The sequence below is a fragment of the Halobacillus salinus genome, assembly GCF_004684905.1.
In the GTDB taxonomy this organism is placed as follows: Bacteria; Bacillota; Bacilli; order Bacillales; family Halobacillaceae; genus Halobacillus; species Halobacillus salinus.
In genome coordinates, this window is sequence record NZ_SRJC01000003.1 from 52,563 (window position 1) to 73,864 (window position 21,302).

At 43.0% G+C, this 21,302-nt stretch carries 24 protein-coding genes and 3 riboswitches; of the genes, 3 read left to right on the forward strand and 21 right to left on the reverse strand.

The window, feature by feature from the left end; genetic code table 11:
* Positions 1–15 precede the first annotated feature (15 nt).
* Positions 16–291, reverse strand: coding sequence for a YutD family protein (locus tag E4663_RS12695; protein ID WP_079478482.1), 276 nt, complete (start codon positions 289–291; stop codon positions 16–18).
* A 139-nt stretch (positions 292–430) separates the two neighbouring features.
* Here E4663_RS12695 and E4663_RS12700 point away from each other — a divergent pair, with 139 nt between their 5' ends.
* Positions 431–1,030 carry a YhcN/YlaJ family sporulation lipoprotein gene (locus tag E4663_RS12700; RefSeq protein WP_135327899.1) on the forward strand — a complete coding sequence of 200 codons (600 nt, stop codon included), beginning with the start codon at positions 431–433 and terminating at the stop codon, positions 1,028–1,030.
* A 74-nt stretch (positions 1,031–1,104) separates the two neighbouring features.
* The gene (locus tag E4663_RS12705; RefSeq protein ID WP_135327900.1) at positions 1,105–2,055 is read left to right on the forward strand and encodes a M23 family metallopeptidase; all 951 of its coding nucleotides are present in this window, start codon (positions 1,105–1,107) and stop codon (positions 2,053–2,055) included.
* A 35-nt stretch (positions 2,056–2,090) separates the two neighbouring features.
* Here the strand turns inward: E4663_RS12705 and E4663_RS12710 are convergent, their stop codons facing one another.
* From E4663_RS12710 to E4663_RS12785, 17 genes are all read right to left on the reverse strand, one after another.
* A complete protein-coding gene (locus E4663_RS12710; RefSeq protein ID WP_079478345.1) occupies positions 2,091–2,195 on the reverse strand; it encodes a methionine/alanine import family NSS transporter small subunit in 105 nt (34 codons plus the stop codon).
* A 1-nt stretch (position 2,196) separates the two neighbouring features.
* Positions 2,197–3,723, reverse strand: a complete 1,527-nt coding sequence (locus E4663_RS12715) for a sodium-dependent transporter (protein ID WP_135327901.1) — start codon at positions 3,721–3,723, stop codon at positions 2,197–2,199.
* Positions 3,724–3,999: 276 nt separating this feature from the next.
* Complete coding sequence (locus tag E4663_RS12720) at positions 4,000–5,571, reverse strand: Na+/H+ antiporter NhaC family protein (protein ID WP_135327902.1); 1,572 nt, start codon at positions 5,569–5,571, stop codon at positions 4,000–4,002.
* A 135-nt stretch (positions 5,572–5,706) separates the two neighbouring features.
* Positions 5,707–5,893, reverse strand: a riboswitch (Lysine riboswitch).
* A gap of 54 nt (positions 5,894–5,947) precedes the next feature.
* Complete coding sequence (gene yunB / locus E4663_RS12725; RefSeq protein ID WP_079478342.1) at positions 5,948–6,721, reverse strand: sporulation protein YunB; 774 nt, start codon at positions 6,719–6,721, stop codon at positions 5,948–5,950.
* Between the two features lie 51 nt (positions 6,722–6,772).
* Positions 6,773–7,867, reverse strand: a complete 1,095-nt coding sequence (locus E4663_RS12730) for an HD-GYP domain-containing protein (RefSeq protein ID WP_135327903.1) — start codon at positions 7,865–7,867, stop codon at positions 6,773–6,775.
* Between the two features lie 44 nt (positions 7,868–7,911).
* Positions 7,912–9,303: a bifunctional metallophosphatase/5'-nucleotidase gene (locus E4663_RS12735; RefSeq protein ID WP_168927350.1), complete on the reverse strand. Its 1,392-nt coding sequence runs from the start codon at positions 9,301–9,303 to the stop codon at positions 7,912–7,914.
* Between the two features lie 11 nt (positions 9,304–9,314).
* Entirely contained in the window at positions 9,315–10,127 is an 813-nt protein-coding gene (locus E4663_RS12740; protein WP_079478340.1) for a sulfite exporter TauE/SafE family protein, read from the reverse strand.
* Positions 10,128–10,283: 156 nt separating this feature from the next.
* Positions 10,284–11,681 (reverse strand): Fe-S cluster assembly protein SufB, encoded by a 1,398-nt coding sequence (gene sufB / locus E4663_RS12745; protein WP_135327905.1) that lies wholly within the window; start codon positions 11,679–11,681, stop codon positions 10,284–10,286.
* A 33-nt stretch (positions 11,682–11,714) separates the two neighbouring features.
* Entirely contained in the window at positions 11,715–12,158 is a 444-nt protein-coding gene (gene sufU, locus E4663_RS12750; protein WP_135327906.1) for a Fe-S cluster assembly sulfur transfer protein SufU, read from the reverse strand.
* Positions 12,148–13,368, reverse strand: coding sequence for a cysteine desulfurase (locus E4663_RS12755; protein WP_079478337.1), 1,221 nt, complete (start codon positions 13,366–13,368; stop codon positions 12,148–12,150). Before E4663_RS12755 ends, sufU begins: the two co-directional genes overlap by 11 nt.
* Positions 13,368–14,672 (reverse strand): Fe-S cluster assembly protein SufD, encoded by a 1,305-nt coding sequence (gene sufD / locus E4663_RS12760; RefSeq protein ID WP_135327907.1) that lies wholly within the window; start codon positions 14,670–14,672, stop codon positions 13,368–13,370. The genes E4663_RS12755 and sufD overlap by 1 nt, the downstream gene beginning before the upstream one ends.
* Positions 14,673–14,691: 19 nt before the next feature.
* Positions 14,692–15,477, reverse strand: a complete 786-nt coding sequence (sufC, locus tag E4663_RS12765) for a Fe-S cluster assembly ATPase SufC (RefSeq protein WP_079478335.1) — start codon at positions 15,475–15,477, stop codon at positions 14,692–14,694.
* Between the two features lie 240 nt (positions 15,478–15,717).
* Positions 15,718–15,888 (reverse strand): YuzK family famiily protein, encoded by a 171-nt coding sequence (locus E4663_RS19805; protein WP_158290490.1) that lies wholly within the window; start codon positions 15,886–15,888, stop codon positions 15,718–15,720.
* 196 nt (positions 15,889–16,084) lie between these two features.
* A complete protein-coding gene (locus tag E4663_RS12770) occupies positions 16,085–16,450 on the reverse strand; it encodes a carboxymuconolactone decarboxylase family protein (RefSeq protein ID WP_079478334.1) in 366 nt (121 codons plus the stop codon).
* A gap of 61 nt (positions 16,451–16,511) precedes the next feature.
* Positions 16,512–17,369 (reverse strand): MetQ/NlpA family ABC transporter substrate-binding protein, encoded by an 858-nt coding sequence (locus E4663_RS12775; RefSeq protein ID WP_079478333.1) that lies wholly within the window; start codon positions 17,367–17,369, stop codon positions 16,512–16,514.
* Positions 17,370–17,392: 23 nt separating this feature from the next.
* Positions 17,393–18,061, reverse strand: a complete 669-nt coding sequence (locus tag E4663_RS12780) for a methionine ABC transporter permease (RefSeq protein WP_135327908.1) — start codon at positions 18,059–18,061, stop codon at positions 17,393–17,395.
* Entirely contained in the window at positions 18,054–19,079 is a 1,026-nt protein-coding gene (locus E4663_RS12785; protein WP_079478332.1) for a methionine ABC transporter ATP-binding protein, read from the reverse strand. Before E4663_RS12785 ends, E4663_RS12780 begins: the two co-directional genes overlap by 8 nt.
* A 140-nt stretch (positions 19,080–19,219) precedes the next feature.
* Positions 19,220–19,334: riboswitch (SAM riboswitch) on the reverse strand.
* Between the two features lie 174 nt (positions 19,335–19,508).
* Positions 19,509–19,612: riboswitch (SAM riboswitch) on the reverse strand.
* Positions 19,613–19,691: 79 nt separating this feature from the next.
* On the opposite strand from E4663_RS12785, the gene E4663_RS12790 reads away from it, so the two are divergent.
* Positions 19,692–20,108, forward strand: a complete 417-nt coding sequence (locus tag E4663_RS12790) for a TlpA family protein disulfide reductase (RefSeq protein WP_158290491.1) — start codon at positions 19,692–19,694, stop codon at positions 20,106–20,108.
* Here the strand turns inward: E4663_RS12790 and E4663_RS12795 are convergent.
* From E4663_RS12795 to E4663_RS12805, 3 genes are all read right to left on the reverse strand, one after another.
* The gene (locus E4663_RS12795; protein WP_079478330.1) at positions 20,101–20,415 is read right to left on the reverse strand and encodes a hypothetical protein; all 315 of its coding nucleotides are present in this window, start codon (positions 20,413–20,415) and stop codon (positions 20,101–20,103) included. The two genes, E4663_RS12790 and E4663_RS12795, sit on opposite strands and share 8 nt — an antisense overlap.
* A gap of 97 nt (positions 20,416–20,512) precedes the next feature.
* Positions 20,513–20,824 (reverse strand): thioredoxin family protein, encoded by a 312-nt coding sequence (locus tag E4663_RS12800; protein WP_135327910.1) that lies wholly within the window; start codon positions 20,822–20,824, stop codon positions 20,513–20,515.
* Positions 20,825–20,835: 11 nt separating this feature from the next.
* Entirely contained in the window at positions 20,836–21,183 is a 348-nt protein-coding gene (locus tag E4663_RS12805; RefSeq protein ID WP_079478328.1) for a toprim domain-containing protein, read from the reverse strand.
* Positions 21,184–21,302 lie beyond the last annotated feature (119 nt).

Here is a 21,302-nt window from a genome sequence, read left to right on the forward strand (position 1 = left end):
AGCTCAAACGTTCATTTATTTCGTCACACGTTTCATTACGAAATACGCGCAACCAAAATTACAGTATTCATACAGATAGTCTTCTAAGGTGCTTATCTTCGTATCAAAGCTCGACTTCGGGTTTTGGTCATCATAAAATCCTTTTAATCGGAGTTGACCATACCCCCAGTCTCCTACAATAAAATCATATTTACTTAGGATGTCGCTGAACCTGCCCTCGACATCTTCTGACTGAAAGCCTTCCCGATAATCTTCGATGATCTCATATGTTTTTCCGAAAAGTTCAATCACCAACATCACCTCTACTCTTCTCTAAGTGTACCATATTTACCTACTGACAATGAATGGCAAGTGTTTAGATGTCGAATGTTTCTGAAGAAGAAGCAAAAACTAAAAAAGAAATCGCTAAATAAAAAGGAGGAAATAAGAAATGGGTAAATTATTGGCACTTCCATTACTTGCTGTCTTACTTATGATGACAGGATGTATGGATGTTAATGACAATGAAGAAACAAGCCATAACGAAGATACGCTGAACGGTAATACGATGGATAGTTACAATGAGAAACCACTAGAAGGGCAAGTCGGATATGTGCGTTATAAGAAAGATCAACTTGACCAAGACGTAGAGAAGAAACGGAACATTCAAATCAACCGAGAGCAGATGTCCGATATGATCTCACGAATGATCCTAAGATATGATGGGTTCGAGGATGTAGCAACTCTTGTAACAGATTACGAAGTACTTGTCGCTTATCAAAAACCTACGGATATGGATCCGAAACTAGCGGCAGACATGGTGCAGAAGACAGCTTATTCGATGGTACCATCCTTCTACCGTGTTTATACCTCAGATAAACAGAGTGCATTCGGAGATATTCAAAGTGTCAGCACATCGACTGTTTATGATGAGCAGTACCGTGAAGTAATCGACAGCATCATCAACAAGATGAAAAAAGCCCCTCAAGGCAAAGTCAAGCAGAACGACGATCAGATGGGAACACACGGTAAAATGACAAACCGAGGCTAATTGCCTTACTTTCCCAATCATAACAACATGCCCGTTGCTTAAACTAAAGGTATTAAACCCTTGAAGGTGATAAGATGAAATGGATTCGCGTGATGCTGATTGTCACGTCGTTGATCATCGGAATCGGCTCTAGTCATGTCGTTCACGCTGAAGAGAAAGACGACGGCGAAGCAAGAATGGCTCTTTACAAAAAAACCGAAGCTTTAACCGATATCCCTTGGGAGTATATTGCGGCTATCGATCAATACGAAAGACAAGTCCACGACAACCCCAAAGAAGGACGCGTGACAGCTATAGAAACAGACCCGCTATTCTGGACAGGAAGCGCTGGCGAAATGCCCTCTGCCCTCTTTCCAGATGGATGGGGAGAAGATGGAAATGGAGACAAGTCCATTGATATCGAAAATGATGAAGATGTCTTATGGTCATTAGGAAATTACATCAAATCCTTTGGAACGACCAAGGAAGACATTAAGATTGCTTTATGGAATTATTATAAGCGAGACTTAACCGTTCAGACCATTATGAACAATGCTAAAGTGTTTGAAGAATTCGGCACCGTTTCTCTTACAAAACGCTCCTTCCCACTCCCCTTGAACACAAACTACAGTTATCGCTCCACTTGGGGCGATGCAAGAGGATTCGGTGGAAGACGTATTCACGAAGGAACGGATATTTTTGCAAACTACGGTGTACCAGTAAAATCCACGACCTATGGGGTCATTGAGATGAAAGGCTGGAACCGTTATGGTGGGTGGCGTATAGGAATCCGGGATATTTACAACATTTATCATTACTACGCTCACTTGCAAAGTTTTTCTGAGGACCTGGAAGTAGGAGATGTTGTAAAGCCAGGTGATGTCGTAGGTGGAGTAGGAGCAACCGGATACGGACCTCCTGGAACATCCGGTAAATTCCCTCCTCACTTGCATTATGGTATGTATCAGGATAATGGTAAGAATGAATGGTCGTTTGACCCATACCCTTATCTCAAGAGATGGGAACGAATGGAACAGAGTAACTAAGAGAAAGCGTCGCTCGATAAGAGCGACGCTTTCTTTTATTGTGATTTCGACTTTTTCACTGCGTTACCAATACTAGCAGCTAAGCCACCCCAAATAATGACGATCCCAAGGATCATAATAATAATAGCACTAGCTGTCATATTAGCTTACCTCCTTTTTTTGCTCTTCGAGTGAACTTGTATGCCAGCGTCTAGCTGTCATTAAGAAACCGACTACGATCGCGAAAATGGCGACTGACCATCCGCTGAAGAGGATGAACATATCGGAATATCCTTCATAGTTTCCTGTTTCCGTATCGAACTGTCTGAACAAGTTCTTCGTGAACAACTGGAACATCATGATACCAAGCACGACTGGTGTAATGACGCCTAGGCATGCTTTCCACCATCCACCAAGGTGCAAGTCCGAAACTTCATTGGCATGTGTTTGGAAGTCGTTCAGCTTGCGAAGGAACCAAGCAATGACAACAACTTCTACTAAACCGACGAACGCGACACCGAACTGGTTGATGAAGTAATCTGCTGCGTCCAAGAAGTACAATCCACCTTGCGTTGCAAACAACAAGGAAATAACAGCAGCAAGGCCACCACCTACTGCAACAGCAGTGTTACGCGAAATACCGAACTTCTCTTTAATACCTGCAACATATGTTTCAGAAATAGAGATCAAAGAAGAAAGTCCTGCTAACACAAGGGACAAGAAGAATAGGAATCCGAATAGTCCACTTAGTGCCGGGAATTCATTGATGATCTGCGGGAAGACCACGAACGCAAGTCCTACTCCACCAGATACAACTTCTTCTACTCCTACTCCACTTTGTTGTGCCATGAAACCTAGGGCACCAAAGACACCGATACCTGCTAACAATTCGAAACTGGAGTTACTGAAACCAGTGATGAAAGCGTTGTTCGTAATGTCAGATTTTTTCGGTAAGTAGCTGGAGTACGTGATCATGATGGCGAATGCAATGGATAAACTGAAGAAAATTTGACCATATGCTGCCACCCATACACTAGGGTTCATAATTTGACTGAAATCAGGTGCAAAGAACGTCTGCAGTCCTTCTGCAGCTCCAGGCAACGTAATGGCACGGATTACGATAATAATGAATAAGACAACAAGTGTAGGAATGAAGATTTTGTTCGCCGCCTCAATTCCTTTTTTAACACCTGCAAATAGTACACCTAATGTAATTGCCCATACTACGATAAGCGGTATAAGAATACCCATAACCATACCGCCAGCTTCACCTGGTGTAGCCGTTAGTTGCAAAAAGTCATTGAACAAAAAGCTCTCCGTATCTTCTCCCCAAGATAAATTAATCGAGAAGATACTATAGCGGATTGCCCAGGCAATAATAACTGCATAGTACGTCGAAATGACGAACGATACAAGTACAGCCCACCAACCAAGCCATTCCGTTTTACGGTTCATACGAAAGAATGATAGCGGTGCAGAGCCACGATATTTGTGACCAAGCGTGAATTCCATAACTAGTAACGGAATACCAGCGGTTAGAAGGGCGAATAGATAAGGTATAAAGAATGCTCCTCCGCCGTTCTCATAAGCTACTGCTGGGAAACGCCAAATGTTACCCAAACCTATGGCTGATCCTACAGCAGCCAGAATAAATCCGGCCCTCGTTCCCCATTGTGCACGATTTTCCATGAAAAGACCTCCCTTTGTTATTCCAACCCGACCTTCGAAACAAATGTCAGGATGTTCATAATTTTTTCTTTTTTCTGATTATTTCAGTTTAAATTATAACCATGGAGTTCAGGCTTGTCAAAGTTATTTTTTTCAATATTACGAGATAATATTAGAAACTTCGACAAATTACTTGAAGGGATCGATTTCATATAAAAGTCCTATCCTACTTTACCTACTAACAAGATCTACATAAAAAAATCTCGCTAAGTAATGAACTTAGCGAGATTCTTCCTATTAAACAGCAGTGTTTTCTTCTGATTTAGTTGTTTTCTGTGTGACACGTAATAATAGCGCAACAACGACAACAATTACTAACGTAAGCGCTAGAGGCACCCAAACAGATCCTGTAAGTCCAAGTACCACATACCCGATGGACGCCGCTACAGCAGCAATCAACGCGTATGGTAATTGGGTCATAACGTGATCGATATGGTTGGACCCTGCTCCTGTAGAAGACAGAATCGTTGTGTCGGAAATCGGCGAACAGTGGTCACCGAAAACGGATCCTGCAAGTACAGCAGATAACGCTGGTAATACTAAGGTAACATCCGTCACAGCAGCGATTTCTCCTGCAATCGGAAGCATGATCCCGAATGTTCCCCAGGAGGTTCCAGTAGACAGGGCCATGAAACCAGAAATTAAGAAAATGATCACTGGTAGGTAAGCGACACTGATGTTCGCTTCCGTAAAGACTTGGGCAAGGTATTCACCCGTTTCCAGCTGACCGATGACGCTTCCGATCATCCAAGCAAAAATAAGAATATAAATGGCAGGAAGCATCGCCTTCAAGCCTTCAGCAAAAACATGCCCCATGGAAGACTTTTCCCCTGATTGAAGTACGTAGAGAATAGCAGCCAATACAACCGCTACAAGTCCACCCACAAACAACGAAATATTCACATTCGTATTGGCAAAGATGGCTAGAATATCTACAGGTCCTTCTGTCGTATTCCGAATTCCTGTCACGACCATAGATGTGACGGTTCCGACTATCAAAGCAACGATCGGTAGAATCAAATGATAGATTTTTCCTTTACCATGTTTCTTGAACTCATCATTCAAGTCCCCTGGTACGTCACCTTGATCTGGGTTTGTAAGCTGACCAGTTTCGATTGCACGCTGTTCATGCTTCTTCATCGGCCCGATATCAAGCTTCATGAAAATCGTCAGGAAGACAAGAAGCAGCGCCGCAAATACGTAGAAGTTTGCAGGGATCATACGAACGAAGGCTTCAAAACCACCGAAGTCCGTAATTTCATTAGCTGCTAGGATACTTGCAATCGTTCCGATGATGTAAGCTCCCCAACTTGAGATTGGCGAGATAACCGTAATCGGTGCTGATGTAGAGTCGATAAAATACGCAAGCTTCGCCCTCGATACGTTATAACGGTCTGTTACCGGACGTGCCACTTGTCCGACAGCTAACGCGTTAAAGTAATCATCAATAAAGATAATAATTCCTAACACAGCAGGAATCAGTTTCGCACCGCGACGCGTACGAATACGGTCAACGGCCCATTGCCCGAATGCCTGGCTTCCACCAGAGGCAGTCATAAACGCGGTTGTAATACCTAATAAGAATAAAAAGGATAGCAAATACAGGTTACCCATATTTAAACCGCCATCGTAGAAGATTTGGGCGAAGATCGACCAAATAAGAGACAGGGTCTCTACGATATCCATTTGTGTCAGCATGAATGCACCGACGATAATACCTATTCCGAGTGATAAAATGACTTTCCTTGTAAGGAGTACAAGGACCAGCATCAAGAGTGCTGGAATTAATGAGTAAAATGTTCCTTCCATGATGTTCCCTCCGTAAAATTCTTTTGATGTAATACGGGATTTGGAAGGCTACTGCGGGTAAAATGAGGAATAAAAAAAGACAATGATAGAAAATAATCTACCATTGCCTAGTGTGGCAATTGATTATCCTCCATTTCGATCAGTAGCGCCCCATGCACCCAAAAAAGCATGCATGACAGTGTGGACTTTCTTCAAATACACACCAGAAGAAGAATGTACGACATCACATTCTGCTCCTTCGGCAGACCATCCCTTTTATTCACCTTCGTAGCTTGCCGTGCTCAGGTGAATGACTCATGACGTCTGCGCCTCTACCTCACCGATCTGATAAGGTCACGCATATTCAGTTCTTTGCCATTCTATCAATACATGTTGATTATTGCAAGGGGTCCATTGGATAAGAGAAGGATGGTGACTCAGAACTGTTCCCTGTGCCTCCATAGAAGTTCGGCACCTCACCTAGAATGGTAGCGGTATCAATTGGAATATCTGTCGCAACAGTAGTCGTTTCGGTTGAGAAAGGGATTACGATTCGTACGTTCACTTCAATATGAATCGACAGCTCAAACAAAGCAGCATTGATTCCATATTCGGTCAGTTCATTTTCAAAGTTGGACTGCACGTCCCCGATTACTCGTAATTGTACAGGGACCTTGGGTCCTAAGTTCGCTAGTAGAGCATTATTTGTCGCCTGACCAATCGGAATTTCAATGAGTGTAGCAGGTTGCTCGCCCATTTGCTCCTGGGTCATGTCCGGGTCGAGATCCGGTTCCATTGACGTGTCTTCCATAGGCAATTCATTCAATTCCATCCGCTTCAAGTACGTTTGGACACGAAGCGTGGTGTTTCGTAATACACGGTTTACAACAATCGAGTTCCAGCCCATGTAGACGATGTTCCCTTCATCATCCTTCTCGATATTCACAAGATCTTTAAACTGAAGATCTTCTGAAATATGCTTACTTACAGCTTCGTTGATGGCATCCCTCGCAAACTGCTGCGTTTTCGTTTCCGCTATGCTGACAAGTGCGGGTGTAATACCACGGTTGATATACCACAGACTAAGCCCAGTGAGTACCATGAAACATAGAAAGCTGATAAATATCTTCTGCCCTGTTGAGGGACCATTCATCATTCTCTTTTTTGGCATAAAACAACCCCTCCTGACCTAACTATATGATGTCGGGAGGGGGTTTACGCCTTAACCGACCGAGATTGTATCACAATTTTTCACAACCACGTTCAGTTCTTTGGCTAAATCTATATCATACTTATCCTTAAGCTCTAAACCGTTATCTTCGAAAATGCGCACAATCGGCCGATCGCACAAGGAAGGATTCTGTCTGACAACTATTCCTTTACGACCATCGTTCAATTCAATCGACAACCCATTCGGGTAAATCGCTATGCATTTACGGAATGCTTCTACCATATGCTGATCGAATAATGTTCCTGCTCCAGAATATATGATTTCGAGTCCCTCGTGTGGAAGCATTGCATTCCGATACACACGATTACTAGTAATTGCATCAAACACATCAGCAATGGCTAGTATTTTCCCGAAATCATGGATATCGTCTCCTACTAACCCTCTCGGATAACCGGAACCATCTAATCTTTCATGGTGTTGAAATGCACAATGAGCCGCAACCAGAGGGATTTCACGAGAGCTGCGCAGCAAGTCGAACCCGGCTTCAGCATGCGTCTTAATCAATTCGAATTCACTATTGGTCAACTTGCCCGGTTTTAACAACACTTCTCTCGGCACCATCATTTTCCCGACATCATGCAGGATGGCACCCATCCCCAGCTTTTCGAGTTTGTTGTATGGTAATTGGAGCTGTTTGCCTAGGGTTAAGGCGTACATGGTCACATTGAGAGAATGTGTGAATATGTAATCATCATAAGTAAAGACGTCCGATAACAAAGTGATGGCTTCTTTATGTTGCTGAAGCTCCATCATGATGCTCCGGACGATACCATTCATTTCTTGAGCCGATTTCTCAAAAACAAAACCCTTCTTGAGTGTTTCGGAATCTTGCGCATCTCGGAATGACTTTTTAATGGACTTGACTGCCTCTACCCGAAGTTCTTCCGGTATCGGATAGTGACTTTCGATATCCGCCGTATCTGCATCTTCAATATACACATAAGTAATATGAAAGTCAGCTAACCGCTCGATCATTCGTTCTGTCAGATGAACACCACTGGATAAGAGAATCTTTCCGTTATCATTATATATTGTCTTACCCAGCCGGTTTCCTGCTTGTAATGAACTAGTCAGTGTTAATCTCATAACATTCTCCTACATCTCTTAGTCGATTTCGTTCGCCTGTCTGTTTAGCAGAATTTTTGCAGCGCATTCGTAAGGAGGTCCCTGAGCAATTCAGGCATATAGTAGGCTTTATTTTTGGCATAAGCAATCTCAGGAAACAGTCTTCCGAACGTAAAGGTATCGGCAGTCGCAAAAGAATACGTTTCATCCATTTGCAATGGTCTTCCACCGATATTCACGCGCTGAACGTGAAACGCACCGTCAGCTCCTGTACTTCCCATGATCTCTATACCACTAAAGACCATCTTCCCGATGACTTCTCCCCTGAAACCAAAGCCTTTCAGCTTGATTTCGGTCAGTTCTTTCGTATGTGCTACTCGTATTACCTCCATGATTTCGTCGCCTTTCAGTTCGACTTTACACGGATTCATCGGATGAGGACAAATACGATGGACATCTTCATACGTAATCGGTCCCTCTGAAAGGTGGTCCAATAACACGCCTGCATTCAACATCGATATGTCCGCTTCCGTCCACGTTTTCAACTCATCCGTCAGCCATTGCATCAATTCAGTTTCTTGAAACCAACCAATCTTCATCTTCTTAGAGAGGGTTACCACTGGAGTTCTAAGATTGGCTGCTGCTACAGACCTCATTTCTTGCACATGCTGGATGACCTCATCATCCTTCTTCATATGTTCTGTAGAAATCGCATAAGCCTGTTTGTTCTCTAAAACACGGTCTTCTGGATTCCATTCCAGAATGACCTCTCCTACGTGTGTACCGTGTTTGCCTGATGCAGTTAAAAGTGTATCTTCAACCAATTCTCCGTTTTGGAACAAGTGATGAGTATGCCCGCCGACTATGACGTCTATGCCTTTATACCGGCGCGCAATTTCTTCATCATCGTTGATTCCGAGGTGAGAAAGAAGGATGACGATATCCACTTGCTCCCTCAAAGGTGCCAAATAGGTATCAATAATATCGTAAGGGGATTGGACGCCCCAACCAATCTGTCTGTAGAAAGTTTCAAAAGGCGCAGTCAATCCAAGCACACCGATTCGCGTCCCTTTCTTCGATGTAAGAACTTGATAAGGCTTTAGCCACTCAGGCTGTGGGTCTTCCATCCTGTTTAAATTCGCACAAGCTATACCAAACTTTGCATCATCATAGAGGTGGTACAAGTCGTCTCCTGACAAGGTAATTCCTTCATTATTACCTAAGTTCGCAATGTCATAACCGGCGGCGTTCATCAGTTCTACGTTCCCTTTTCCCATCAGGCCTTCTGCAATGGGATGGAAGCGATCTACATGATCGCCATTGTCCATCAACCAATAGTCTTCTTCCTTAAGGTCGTGTTTTCTTTTCTGCTGATTGAAAAACCCAATCATTTGAGGCCAATTTTCAAAATGGCTATGTAAGTCACTTGTATAGTAGAAAAACAATTTCTCGTTCATCATCATTCTCCTCATCCTATTCCTTGCCAGATTAAACGAATACCAATTAAAATGAGTAGAACTCGTAACACCCACTCGACCAGATGACCATTCAGTTTACGATTCACTTTCGCCCCGAGCATTCCTCCAACATAAGCTCCTGGGATGAAGTAGAGTGTATGTGCCCACTCTACATGCCCTAATAGGATATGCATACCGGAGCTTGAAATACTCGCAAAGAATATCATGAACATAGAGGTAGCCGTAGCAATATGAGGCGGTATACTGAACAACAAAATCATTGCAGGTGTCAGTAGTGAACCTCCTCCAATTCCTAGAAGACCAGAGAGCAACCCGACGACAAAGGAAAGCAAAAAGCCGACGACAATCGGCATGTGATAAGTGTAGATCTCTCCGTTCAGTTCCTTTTCCCTTTTGATTCCACTCTTGAACAAAGGAGAACCGGCTTCTCGTCTCGGTAAAAAGAATAAAGCAGATACGAAAATCATAATGATTCCGAATACCAAGGAGTACCCGTCCGTTTTGAAAAACTGATTTAACCATGCCCCTACTACTCCGCCAGGGACACTACCCACTAGAAAAAGATACCCGATCTTTTTATCGACGCGGTCATGTTTCAAGTATGATAATGCTGAAGAGAGGCCGGTAAATATCATGACGACAAGCGAAATGCCGACAATAGATTGTGGATTGACCCAATCAAACTGAGGGAACCGCTCTCCCAAAAAGAGCAACACAGGGACCAGGATCACTCCGCCGCCTAAACCGGCAATGCTGCCTACGAATGCTGTAAGAACACCTATTAAAAACATCAATATAGCCATACAGAACAACCCTTTTACTCTTTTATAGATAATACTATATTATCATGATTCCTATTCATAAAACATCAACCCAAAGTAAAGGTCTCTTATTCGCCAAAAAAAGAGTAACAAGGTCGCTAGTGCGATCTTGTTACTCTTTACTTAAATAGTAAGAAATTAGCCGATAGAACCTTCCATTTCGAATTTGATCAGACGGTTCATTTCTACTGCATATTCCATAGGAAGTTCTTTCGTGAACGGCTCAATGAAGCCCATTACGATCATTTCTGTTGCTTCTTCTTCAGAAATACCGCGGCTCATCAAGTAGAACAGCTGCTCTTCAGACACTTTAGAGACTTTCGCCTCGTGCTCAAGAGAGATATTCTCGTTCATGATTTCGTTATATGGGATCGTATCAGATGTTGACTGATTATCCATAATCAATGTGTCACACTCTACGTTTGAGCGAGCACCTTCTGCTTTACGTCCAAACTGGACGATACCACGGTACGTTACTTTACCACCGTGTTTAGAGATGGATTTAGAAACGATTGTGGATGACGTATTCGGAGCCAAGTGGTGCATCTTCGCACCAGCATCTTGGTGTTGTCCTTTACCAGCAAGCGCGATGGAAAGCGTCATACCACGTGCTCCCTCTCCTTTAAGAAGGACAGCAGGGTACTTCATCGTCAGCTTAGAACCAAGGTTACCGTCAACCCATTCCATAGTGGCATTAGACTCTGCTACCGCACGTTTCGTTACTAGGTTATACACATTGTTCGCCCAGTTCTGAATCGTCGTATAACGGCAGTATGCATTGTCTTTAACGAAAATTTCAACTACCGCACTGTGAAGAGAGCTGGAAGAGTACGTTGGTGCTGTACAACCTTCAACATAGTGTACAGAAGAACCTTCATCCGCGATGATCAACGTACGCTCGAACTGACCCATGTTCTCAGAGTTAATACGGAAGTACGCTTGAAGTGGCGTCTCCACTTTCGTATCTTTCGGTACGTAGATGAAGGAACCACCAGACCATACCGCCGAGTTCAGTGCTGCGAACTTGTTATCAGACGGAGGAATCACTTTACCAAAATACTCACGGAATAGCTCCTCGTCTTCCTTCAGGGCAGAATCCGTATCCTTAAAGATTACGCCTAGATCTTCTAAATCTTTTTCCATGTTGTGATAAACCACTTCAGATTCGTACTGAGCGGACACACCGGAAAGATACTTCTGTTCTGCTTCCGGGATACCAAGTCGATCGAACGTGTTTTTGATTTCTTCCGGCACTTCATCCCAAGAACGTTCAGAACGTTCAGATGGCTTTACGTAATACGTAATGTCATCGAAATTAAGCTCGGATAGGTCGCCACCCCATTGTGGCATCGGCATTTTATAGAATTGCTCTAGAGACTTCAAACGGAAGTCAAGCATCCATTGTGGTTCTTCTTTGTAGTTGGAGATTTGCTCAACGACTTCTTTCGTCAAACCTTTTTGAGTACGGAAGATCGAAACGTCTTTCTCGTGAAATCCGTATTGATACTCTCCAACTTCAGGGGCTTTTTTAGCCATGTTTATATACCTCCTTTTGGTATGAACAAACGCTTAATCCTGCTTTTCTTCGTCTACGCCTTTCTCCATCGCTTTCCAAGCTAGAGTCGCACATTTAATGCGGGCAGGGAATTTAGAAACTCCTTGTAGGGCTTCAATATCCCCGAGGTCAATGTTGTCATCTTCGACATCATTGCCTTGCATCAATTCAGAAAAGATTTCGGACATTTTCAACGCGTCGTCTACGGGCTTACCTTTAATTGCCTGCGTCATCATAGATGCGGAGGATAAGCTGATTGAACAGCCTTCTCCATCAAATTTTGCGTCTTTTACAACGCCGTCTTCCACTTGTAATTGAAGCTGGATGCGATCTCCGCAAGTCGGGTTGTTCATATCAACCGTCATATGATCGCCTTCAATCGCTCCACGATTACGAGGGTTTTTGTAGTGGTCCATGATGACTTGGCGATACAGTGTATCTAAGTTATTAAAAGACATCGCCAAAATACTCCTTTGTTGTTTGTAATCCTTCAACAAGTCGGTCGATTTCTTCTTCAGTATTATAAAGATAGAAGCTTGCTCTCGCAGTAGCAGATACGTCCAACCAGCGCATTAACGGTTGAGCACAGTGGTGTCCGGCTCTTACCGCAATACCTTCTGCATCAAGGACAGTCGCTAAGTCGTGCGGGTGCACGTCAGCTAAATTGAACGTAACGAGACCAGCACGTTCCTCTGGTCCGTATATCTGCATGCCTTCTACGGTTTGCATTCGATCCATTGCATATTGAGCAAGCTTGTGTTCGTGTTCTTGAATCTGGTCGAGGCCAATATCATTAAGGAAATCAATCGCTGCACCAAGACCTACGGCACCAGCAATAATCGGAGTGCCCCCTTCGAATTTCCAAGGAAGCTCTTTCCATGTTGAGTCGTAAAGGTTAACAAAGTCAATCATTTCCCCGCCGAACTCAACCGGCTCCATATCATTTAATAATGCCTTCTTCCCATAAAGTACCCCTATACCAGTCGGACCACACATTTTATGACCCGAGAAAGCAAAGAAATCGGCATCTAAATCCTGTACATCTATTTTCATGTGTGGAGCACTCTGAGCTCCATCCACCAAGATGACAGCATTTTGTTCATGAGCGATTCGAGCGATTTCTTTTACAGGGTTGATTGTTCCAAGCACGTTGGATACTTGCATGATCGCAACCATCTTCGTGTTGGACGTTATGGTCTCTTTTGCATCTTCCAGACGGATTGTCCCGTCTGGTTGAAGTGGCATATATTTAAGGGTAGCACCCGTCTCCTTAGCGATTTGCTGCCAAGGAATAATGTTACTGTGGTGTTCCATCGGAGTGATGACAATTTCATCTCCCGGCTGGAAGTTTGCTCGGCCGTAGCTTGAGGCAACCGTATTGATCGCAGTAGTCGTACCTCTTGTAAAAATGACTTCCTGGATGCTGGACGCATTGATAAAGCGTCTAACTTTCTCACGTGCGCCTTCATACTCATCCGTCGCTTTAGTACCAAGCGTGTGAACGCCACGGTGAACGTTTGAATTATAACCACGATAGTATTCATCAAGCTTCTCAATCACTTTTCTAGGTTTTTGAGAAGTCGCTGATGAATCCAAGTACACGAGCGGATGGCCGTTGACTTCCTGATGTAAGATCGGGAACTCATTACGAACGGCTTTTACATCCATTAATATACTTTCCTTTCAATCACTTGCGTTAGCTGGCGTTTCACCGCTTCTACAGGTAATTGATTAACTACAGGAGCAAGGAAGCCGTGAATGATCAACCGCTCTGCTTCGAAACGGGAGATACCGCGACTCATTAGATAGTACAACTGGATTGGATCAACACGACCGACAGAAGCAGCGTGACCAGCTGTTACATCATCTTCATCAATGAGAAGGATCGGGTTTGCGTCCCCACGAGCATCTTTACTAAGCATCAATACGCGGGACTCTTGCTCTGCGTTCGATTTTGAAGCACCGTGTTCGATTTTGCCGATTCCGTTGAAGATTGCTGAAGCTTTATCTTTCATAACACCATGTTGCAGAATATAGCCGTCTGAACCTTTCCCGAAGTGGGTGATGTTAGCAGTGAAGTTCTGCTTCTGCTGTCCACGACCGATTGCTACGGTTTTCGCATTAGAGTGAGAGTTGTCACCGATCAAGTGCGTGATATTCTCAGAAACCGTGTTTCCTTCGTTCATTTGGCCAAGAGCCCACTCAATGACAGCGTCGCGGTAAGCAACACCACGGCGGTTGGCATAAACAGTCGTACCAACTTCGAAGTTATCAACCGCTCCGAATGATACTTTCGCACCATCCTTTGCGATGACTTCCGCTACGATGTTAGCAGACGTTTTTTCTTCTTTGTTGTTAGAAACATAGTTCTCGACATATGTGACAGAACTGTTCTCTTCCGCTACAACCAAAATGTGATTGATCAGAGATGCTTCTGGATCTTCCTGCCAGAAGATTGCCTGAAGTGGTTCTTCAATTTGAACGTTTTTCGGTACGTATAGGAAGATTCCTCCGTTCATAAGCGCTGCATGAAGTGCAGTCAAACGGTGCTCGTCCATATGAACCGCGTCGTTCATATAATACTTCTCTACAAGTTCTCCGTGCTCACGAAGAGCTGTATGAATATCTGTGAACACCACGCCTTGTTCTTTCAGTTGCTCATTAAGAGCACCGAAAGCAGGTGTGTGGTTTCGTTGAATCACAAGGTTTTTATTTTCTTCTTGGTCTAAGAAGTCTTGGATTTCTTCCGGCAAGCGGTCAAGAGAATCAATTGTTTCTCCCTCAACGTAATGCTTGAATTCTGTGAAGTTCCAACCTTGGATGTTCGTCTTATCTGGTTTCGGAAGTGAAAGAGACTCTGATTTTTCCAAAGCTTTCAAACGAAGGCTCTGCATCCAATCAGGCTCATTCAGCCCATTTGAGAATTGGGTGACGTATTCCTTATCGTATGGTAATGATACTTCTACTGTCATGTTTACCCTCCTATCTAAATTACGCTTTTTGACCGACTGTCTCGTCTTCGATACCTAGCTCTTCTTTAATCCACTCGTACCCTTCTTCTTCAAGGCGTTGAGCAAGCTCAGGTCCACCAGACTTCACAACACGGCCTTGCATCATGACGTGAACCTTATCTGGAGTGATATAGTTCAACAAGCGCTGATAGTGAGTGATGATCAGGCAACCGAATGCATCATTGCGCATTTCATTAATGCCTTTGGAAACGACTTTAAGTGCGTCGATATCAAGACCGGAGTCGATTTCGTCAAGGATAGCGATAGCAGGTTGAACCATCATCAGTTGAAGGATTTCGTTACGCTTCTTCTCACCGCCGGAGAACCCTTCGTTCAGATAACGCTGTGCCATGTTTTTATCCATTTCTAATGTATCCATTTTGGAATCCATTTCCTTGATGAATTTCATTAGAGAAATCTCGTCGCCTTCTTCACGGTGCGCGTTAATCGCAGAGCGAAGGAAGTCAGAGTTTGTTACACCGCTGATTTCACTAGGGTATTGCATAGCAAGGAATAGACCAGCTTGAGCACGCTCGTCCACTTCCATTTCTAGAACGTTCTCACCGTCTAGTAAAATTTCACCTTTTGTTACTTCATATTTAGGGTGTCCCATAACAGCTGATGCCAATGTTGACTTACCAGTACCGTTTGGTCCCATAACAGCGTGGAATTCACCGCCGTTGATTGTTAGATTTACACCTTTAAGAATTTCCTGACCTTCGATTTCAACGTGAAGATCTTTGATTTCTAATGTTGATCCTGCCATAAAAAAATACCTCCAGTATCTATTAATATTGAATGTGCTGGGTTGATATGGATCAAAGAACCATTCTCAATTTATTCTCATTACAATCTTATATCATTTAGAAATGGTTATCAACTTTTTGCCATCGGTCAAAAAGCTTGAAAAAGCTACAATTTCTGACGGCAAAATCCACTTTTCTACTATAGTATAACATGAAAAAATCAGGTGAAGAAATCTCACCTGATTCTTTATTTTTATCATTTATCTATGCAATTGACGGTCAACCTGGGCGATCATTTTACGACTTTGCTCAAAGTCTTGCTGACGTTTTTGTTCCACTTCCAATCGGGATTCCAGTCTCCTGCTATACTCAGCATACCCCATATGATGAGCTCCGTGCATGGCCTTCTCCATCTCAGCAGTGTAATTCAACTTCAGATCGTCAGTAATAGGAAATCAACCCTTTCAGATTATTTACACAATTTAGAATATCACAGGACAATACCCATGCTAAACTGCAAATAAACTTCACTTGAAAGGGTATAGAGTGTTAATTATCAATGTAAGCGCTTAAAGTTAATCCGCAGGTCGAATTAATCGGATTTCCTTCATTTTTCTAATAATTCAATCAATTGAGCGGTGTCGTCAAGTCCCGGTAGGCATGTTGGACGAGCGTCGCTGCTTGGCTTAATGCAGCTCCCCCTCCGAAAGCAGCCGCTACGCCGCACGCTTCTAAAACTTCTTTCTCCGTTGCCCCCTGGTCAATACACCCTTTTGTATGATAGATCATGCAGTATTCATCTTGTGCTACAATACTGATTCCAAGCGCCATCAGCTGTTTATGCTTTTTAGACAGTTCTCCTTCTTTAAAACAAGCATCAGAGAACTCACTGAACTGGTGTGCTACCTCAGGCATGTGTTTAGAGAAGTCACCCATTCCTTCTTTGTAATCGTGTAAATACGTTTCAGTCCAATTCATGTTCTGTTCCTGCATCAGAAAAAACCTCCCATAATAATAAAGTGACTGCGGTTAGTATCCACCGCAGTCACTAAGATTATTCGGAAGCTCCTCCTACAGGCACAACAGCTCCATCGTATTCTTCTTTAATGAAGTTCTGGATTTCTTCAGAACGCAACACTTCCACTAATGTTTGCAGCGCTTCGTTGTCTTCATCTTTGCTTTGAGCTGCCACAACGTTCACATAAGGTGATTCAGATGATTCTAATATGATGGCATCTTCACTTGGTACAAGACCCGCTTCGATCGCATAGTTCGTATTGATCGCTACAAGCACTTCTTCTTCGCGGTCGTAAACTTCAGGTAAGTTTGCAGGGTCTACACCTGTGTCGAATTCAATATTTTTAGGATTTTCTACAACATCCTGAACCGTTGCATTAACTTTTTCTACATCTTCATCAAGCTTGATGAGGTCGTGCTTCTCTAATAAGGAAAGAACTCTACCATGAGTGGATACAGAACGGCTCATCACAAGTGTTGTACCATCTTCCACATTATCTAAGCTATCGTATTTCTGGGAATAAACCCCGATAGGTTCGATGTGAATACCGCCAAGGTTTACGAAATCGTATCCTTTAGCTTCAGATTGTTGATCAAGGTAAGGAATCGTCTGGAAGTAGTTTGCATCAATTCTTCCTTCATCCAAGTCCTGGTTCGGCAAAATATAGTCTTGGTATTCTTCAATTGTCAGCTCAATGCCTTCTTCAGCAAGAATGGGTTTTGCTTGTTCGAGAACTTCTGCGTGCGGCACGCTTGAAGCTCCTACTTTGATTTCTGTTGTTTCACTTTCTTCTCCTTCAGAACCGGATGCATCAGACTCATTCTCCGAAGATCCACACGCAGCTAGTACTAGTACAAGTAACAGGACAGCAGCCCCTGTAAGAATTTTTTTCATTTTCCTCTCTCCTTTTATCTATTTTATCTTTTATCCAATTTACGGGTGACCAAGTCCCCGATGAATTGAAATAGGAACACAATAAGAATGATTAATATTGTTGAAAGAAATAGAACATCCATATTACTTCGTTGGAATCCATAGAAATAAGCAAAGTCCCCAAGTCCACCTGCGCCGATTGCTCCAGCCACCGCTGTGTAGCCAATAAGCGCAATAGCAGTCACAGTAATTCCAGATACCAAAGCCGGCATCGATTCAGGCAAGAGCACTTTAAAGATAATGGTGGAATATTTCGCTCCCATCGATTTGGCTGCCTCGACCACTCCATGGTCTACCTCTTTCAAAGCAATTTCGACCAATCTTGCATAGAATGGTGCGCCCCCTACGATCAAAGCTGGCAGTGCTGCCTTCGGACCTCGGATTGTGCCTACCAGGAAATCTGTCAGTGGGAATAATAATAGGATCAATATAATGAAAGGAATAGCTCTGAAAACGTTGACGACGGATGATGTGATCCAGTTCAACACTTTGTTCTGCCATAGTCCTCCTGGTGCTGATAAATATAATAGCAACCCTAGCGCTAAACCGATGATGAATGTACCGGCTACGGATACTAATGTCATAAATAACGTTTCATTTGTTGCTGTAACAATGTCCTCTAATCTCACATTCGGAAACAACTGCTCAAACACTAGGATTCACCTCTACCTCTACAGACGTTGATTCTATAAACTCGATGGCACGGTCTATCTCGTCCTTTTCACCGACGAATTGTACAAACATAGTGCCATATGCTCCTTTTTGGGTTTGGGTGATTTTACCGTGGAGGATGTTGATGTCCACCTCGAATTTCCTTGATACATCGCTGATGACCGCTTGATTTGCGCTATCCCCAACAAAATGGAGTCTTAGAATACGTCCTTTTTGGTACTGTTCGTTTATTAACTCCAACGAATTTTCTTGCTCTGGGTCGCCCATTACTTGGTCTACAAATCGCTTGGTCACTTTTTGTTTCGGCCTAAGGAATACGTCTAATACGTCTCCTTGCTCGACAATCTTCCCTGCCTCCATTACTGCAACTTGATGGCAAATCTTTCTGATAACATGCATCTCGTGCGTGATCAGCACTATTGTAAGTCCCAGCTTTTCGTTGATGTCCACAAGCAAATCAAGGATGGAATCCGTTGTCTCTGGATCAAGAGCGGAAGTTGCTTCATCACACAGCAGAACTTTAGGATTATTCGCTAATGCTCGTGCTATCCCCACTCTTTGTTTCTGTCCACCGCTTAATTGAGAAGGGTAAGAATTCCCGCGTCCAGATAAACCGACCAACTCTATCAACTCGTTTACTCTCTGAGTTTTCTCTTCTTTTGAAATTCCTGCAATTTCAAGCGGAAAAGCGATGTTGTCAAACACCGTACGAGACCACAGTAGGTTGAAGTGTTGGAAAATCATCCCAATATCTTGCCTTGCGACTCTTAGCTTTTTCTTCGACATGGATGTGAGGTCTTGATCATCCATTGTTATTTGACCACTTGACGGGTCTTCTAACCTGTTCAACATCCGGATGAATGTACTTTTTCCTGCCCCACTATAGCCAATAACTCCGAAGATCTCTCCCTTCTTTATTTCCAAACTAAGATCGTCCACAGCACGGACTTCCTGATCTTTTGTCTGGAAGACTTTTGATAAGTCCTTAATTGAAATCATGTTCTTCCCTCCAATGAACAAAGGTGCATACGCCTGCCCTTTGGGCTTTAAGCGATTGAGCCTCTTCTGATAAGATACCTAAATAAAAAACGCCTTTCTGTTCCGAGAACAGAAAGGCGCACTTACAAGTCAAATCTGTTCTCTCATCTATCAAAGTTGTTTTCAAACTTTGTAGGAATTGGCACCGTAACGAATGATCAGTTCGTCGGTTGCCGGGCATCAAAGGGCCAGTCCCTCCGCCTCTCTTGATAAGAGATTTTATTATATTAAATTATTATTACTTTAATGCGGTTTAGTGTTACAAAGAAGATTGTAGCACCGGGATTTAGTGCTGTCAACAAAATATTCTAACAATCTGAATATTGCTATATATAACGAGCCAATAAAAAAATCCCTTCTTTAAAAGAAGAGATCGTGGTCTACTATCGTGTCTCATCTTTCAAAGCTTAAGCTTTGCTGGAATTAGCACCGTACATAAACATGCCGGTTGCTGGGTGTCAAAGGGCCAGTCCCTCCACCTCTCTGGATAAGTGTAAGAATCGATATGAAATTATAGATTATGTTAGCATGAGAAAGAATCCTAGTCAATCTAAAGAAAGGGAGAATTTTAATATGAAGCAAGCTCCTAACTTCAAACTACCATATATGTTCAACGACCAACTATTCGAGTTGGAAAAAAACCATGGAAAAGTGGTTATTCTTACATTCTGGGCTTCGTGGTGTCCGGACTCGAGCCGAGATCTACCGAAGAAAGAGCAACTCTTTCAAACGATGGACCACGATAAAGTTCAAATGGTCACCATCAATGTCACGGGTCGTGAAAGAAGCGAAGAAGAAGCAAGGAAGTATGCGGAACAATTTTTAACACAACCAACACTTACAGATAACGGAAGGGAAGTATATGATCTGTACGAAAGCGACGGTGTTCCGACTACGGTCATCATAAATCAGGATGGTGACATTCATGCTCAATTCGGAGATCAAGCTTCCTTCTTGGAAGTAGTAGACGCTCTAGGAAGTCTCATTTAGACAAGAACAGCAAGGACTCGAGAGCTAGAACGTGCTCTCGATCTCCATTTACATCTATTTCTTGAGAGCTTAATAATAAGTTGCCTAAGAATACCTCCTTAACTCTATCGGCAGATCCTTGCAATATAACTTCCTTCTGACCCTTTATATCGGTGGAAACTTTATGAATGCCTTTTTCGGTAATGGTAAAGGAATAGGTGATCTCATCATTTTCGTTTAAAACAGATACCTTGAACTTCTTCAGCAAGGGAATAAGCTCTCTTCTCCTGTTTACTTTTCCTACCCACAGATTCAAGAAATCAACCATAAAAAAACTCCTCTCTGTACTGAAGAATTTCTCTTCAAGGAGGAGTTTTTCCTGTGTTATTCCTTCTAATTCGCTCGTCATTTCCCGGGGAATATCGCTATTTCCTTACATATCCTGACAGACATTCGTACAGATAGGGTACGGAATGAAAGGCATAGATCCTATCCACTACTTCTCCGCCAGTTGCAATAAGTAGACAAGGAACACTTTGCACCTTATGTTTTTCCATGAAGTTCGGATTCAAAGAGGCATTACATTTCCTGAATAATTCTTCCTGAAATGTCTCTTCTAATGTGACGAGCATTCGCTCCGCAAGATGGCAGGTTCCACAAAATGGACTGTGAACAAATATCAAGCTCTGCTCTTCCGCCCCTATGGTCACCTCAGCCTGTGTACCTAGATCTTGCACATTTAGTCCTCCTATATCAGATAAATAGGTTTGACAGTAAAGTGATGATTGAGTAAAGCTCTTGCCAATTCCGGTTCTGGTGTGGCTGCCACTTCCCTGAATGCTTTATCAATATAGATGTGTGAGGCGTGAGGCAGTTCTTCCGTCAGCTGCTTCCTCAACTTATATCCTGAATCATCCTCATCCACTAAAATATACACAGATCGGTCATCCAAGTTATAATCGAAAATCATTTCTTCCATACGTTCAATCCCTAGAGTTCCATACGTACAGATGATTTCTACCTCTTCATCCAACACTTTATTCAATTTCTTCTTATCTGTTATTCCCTCAACAATGACAATTCGTCCTATTTCCATTCTTATCACCTACTATATAGAAACAGACCATGCCCTGTGACATGGTCTGAACATGATTAATAATGGACAAGATCATGTCAGACAAAGGGGCTCGGTCTGCCCTGTCTGGTTAAAATGCT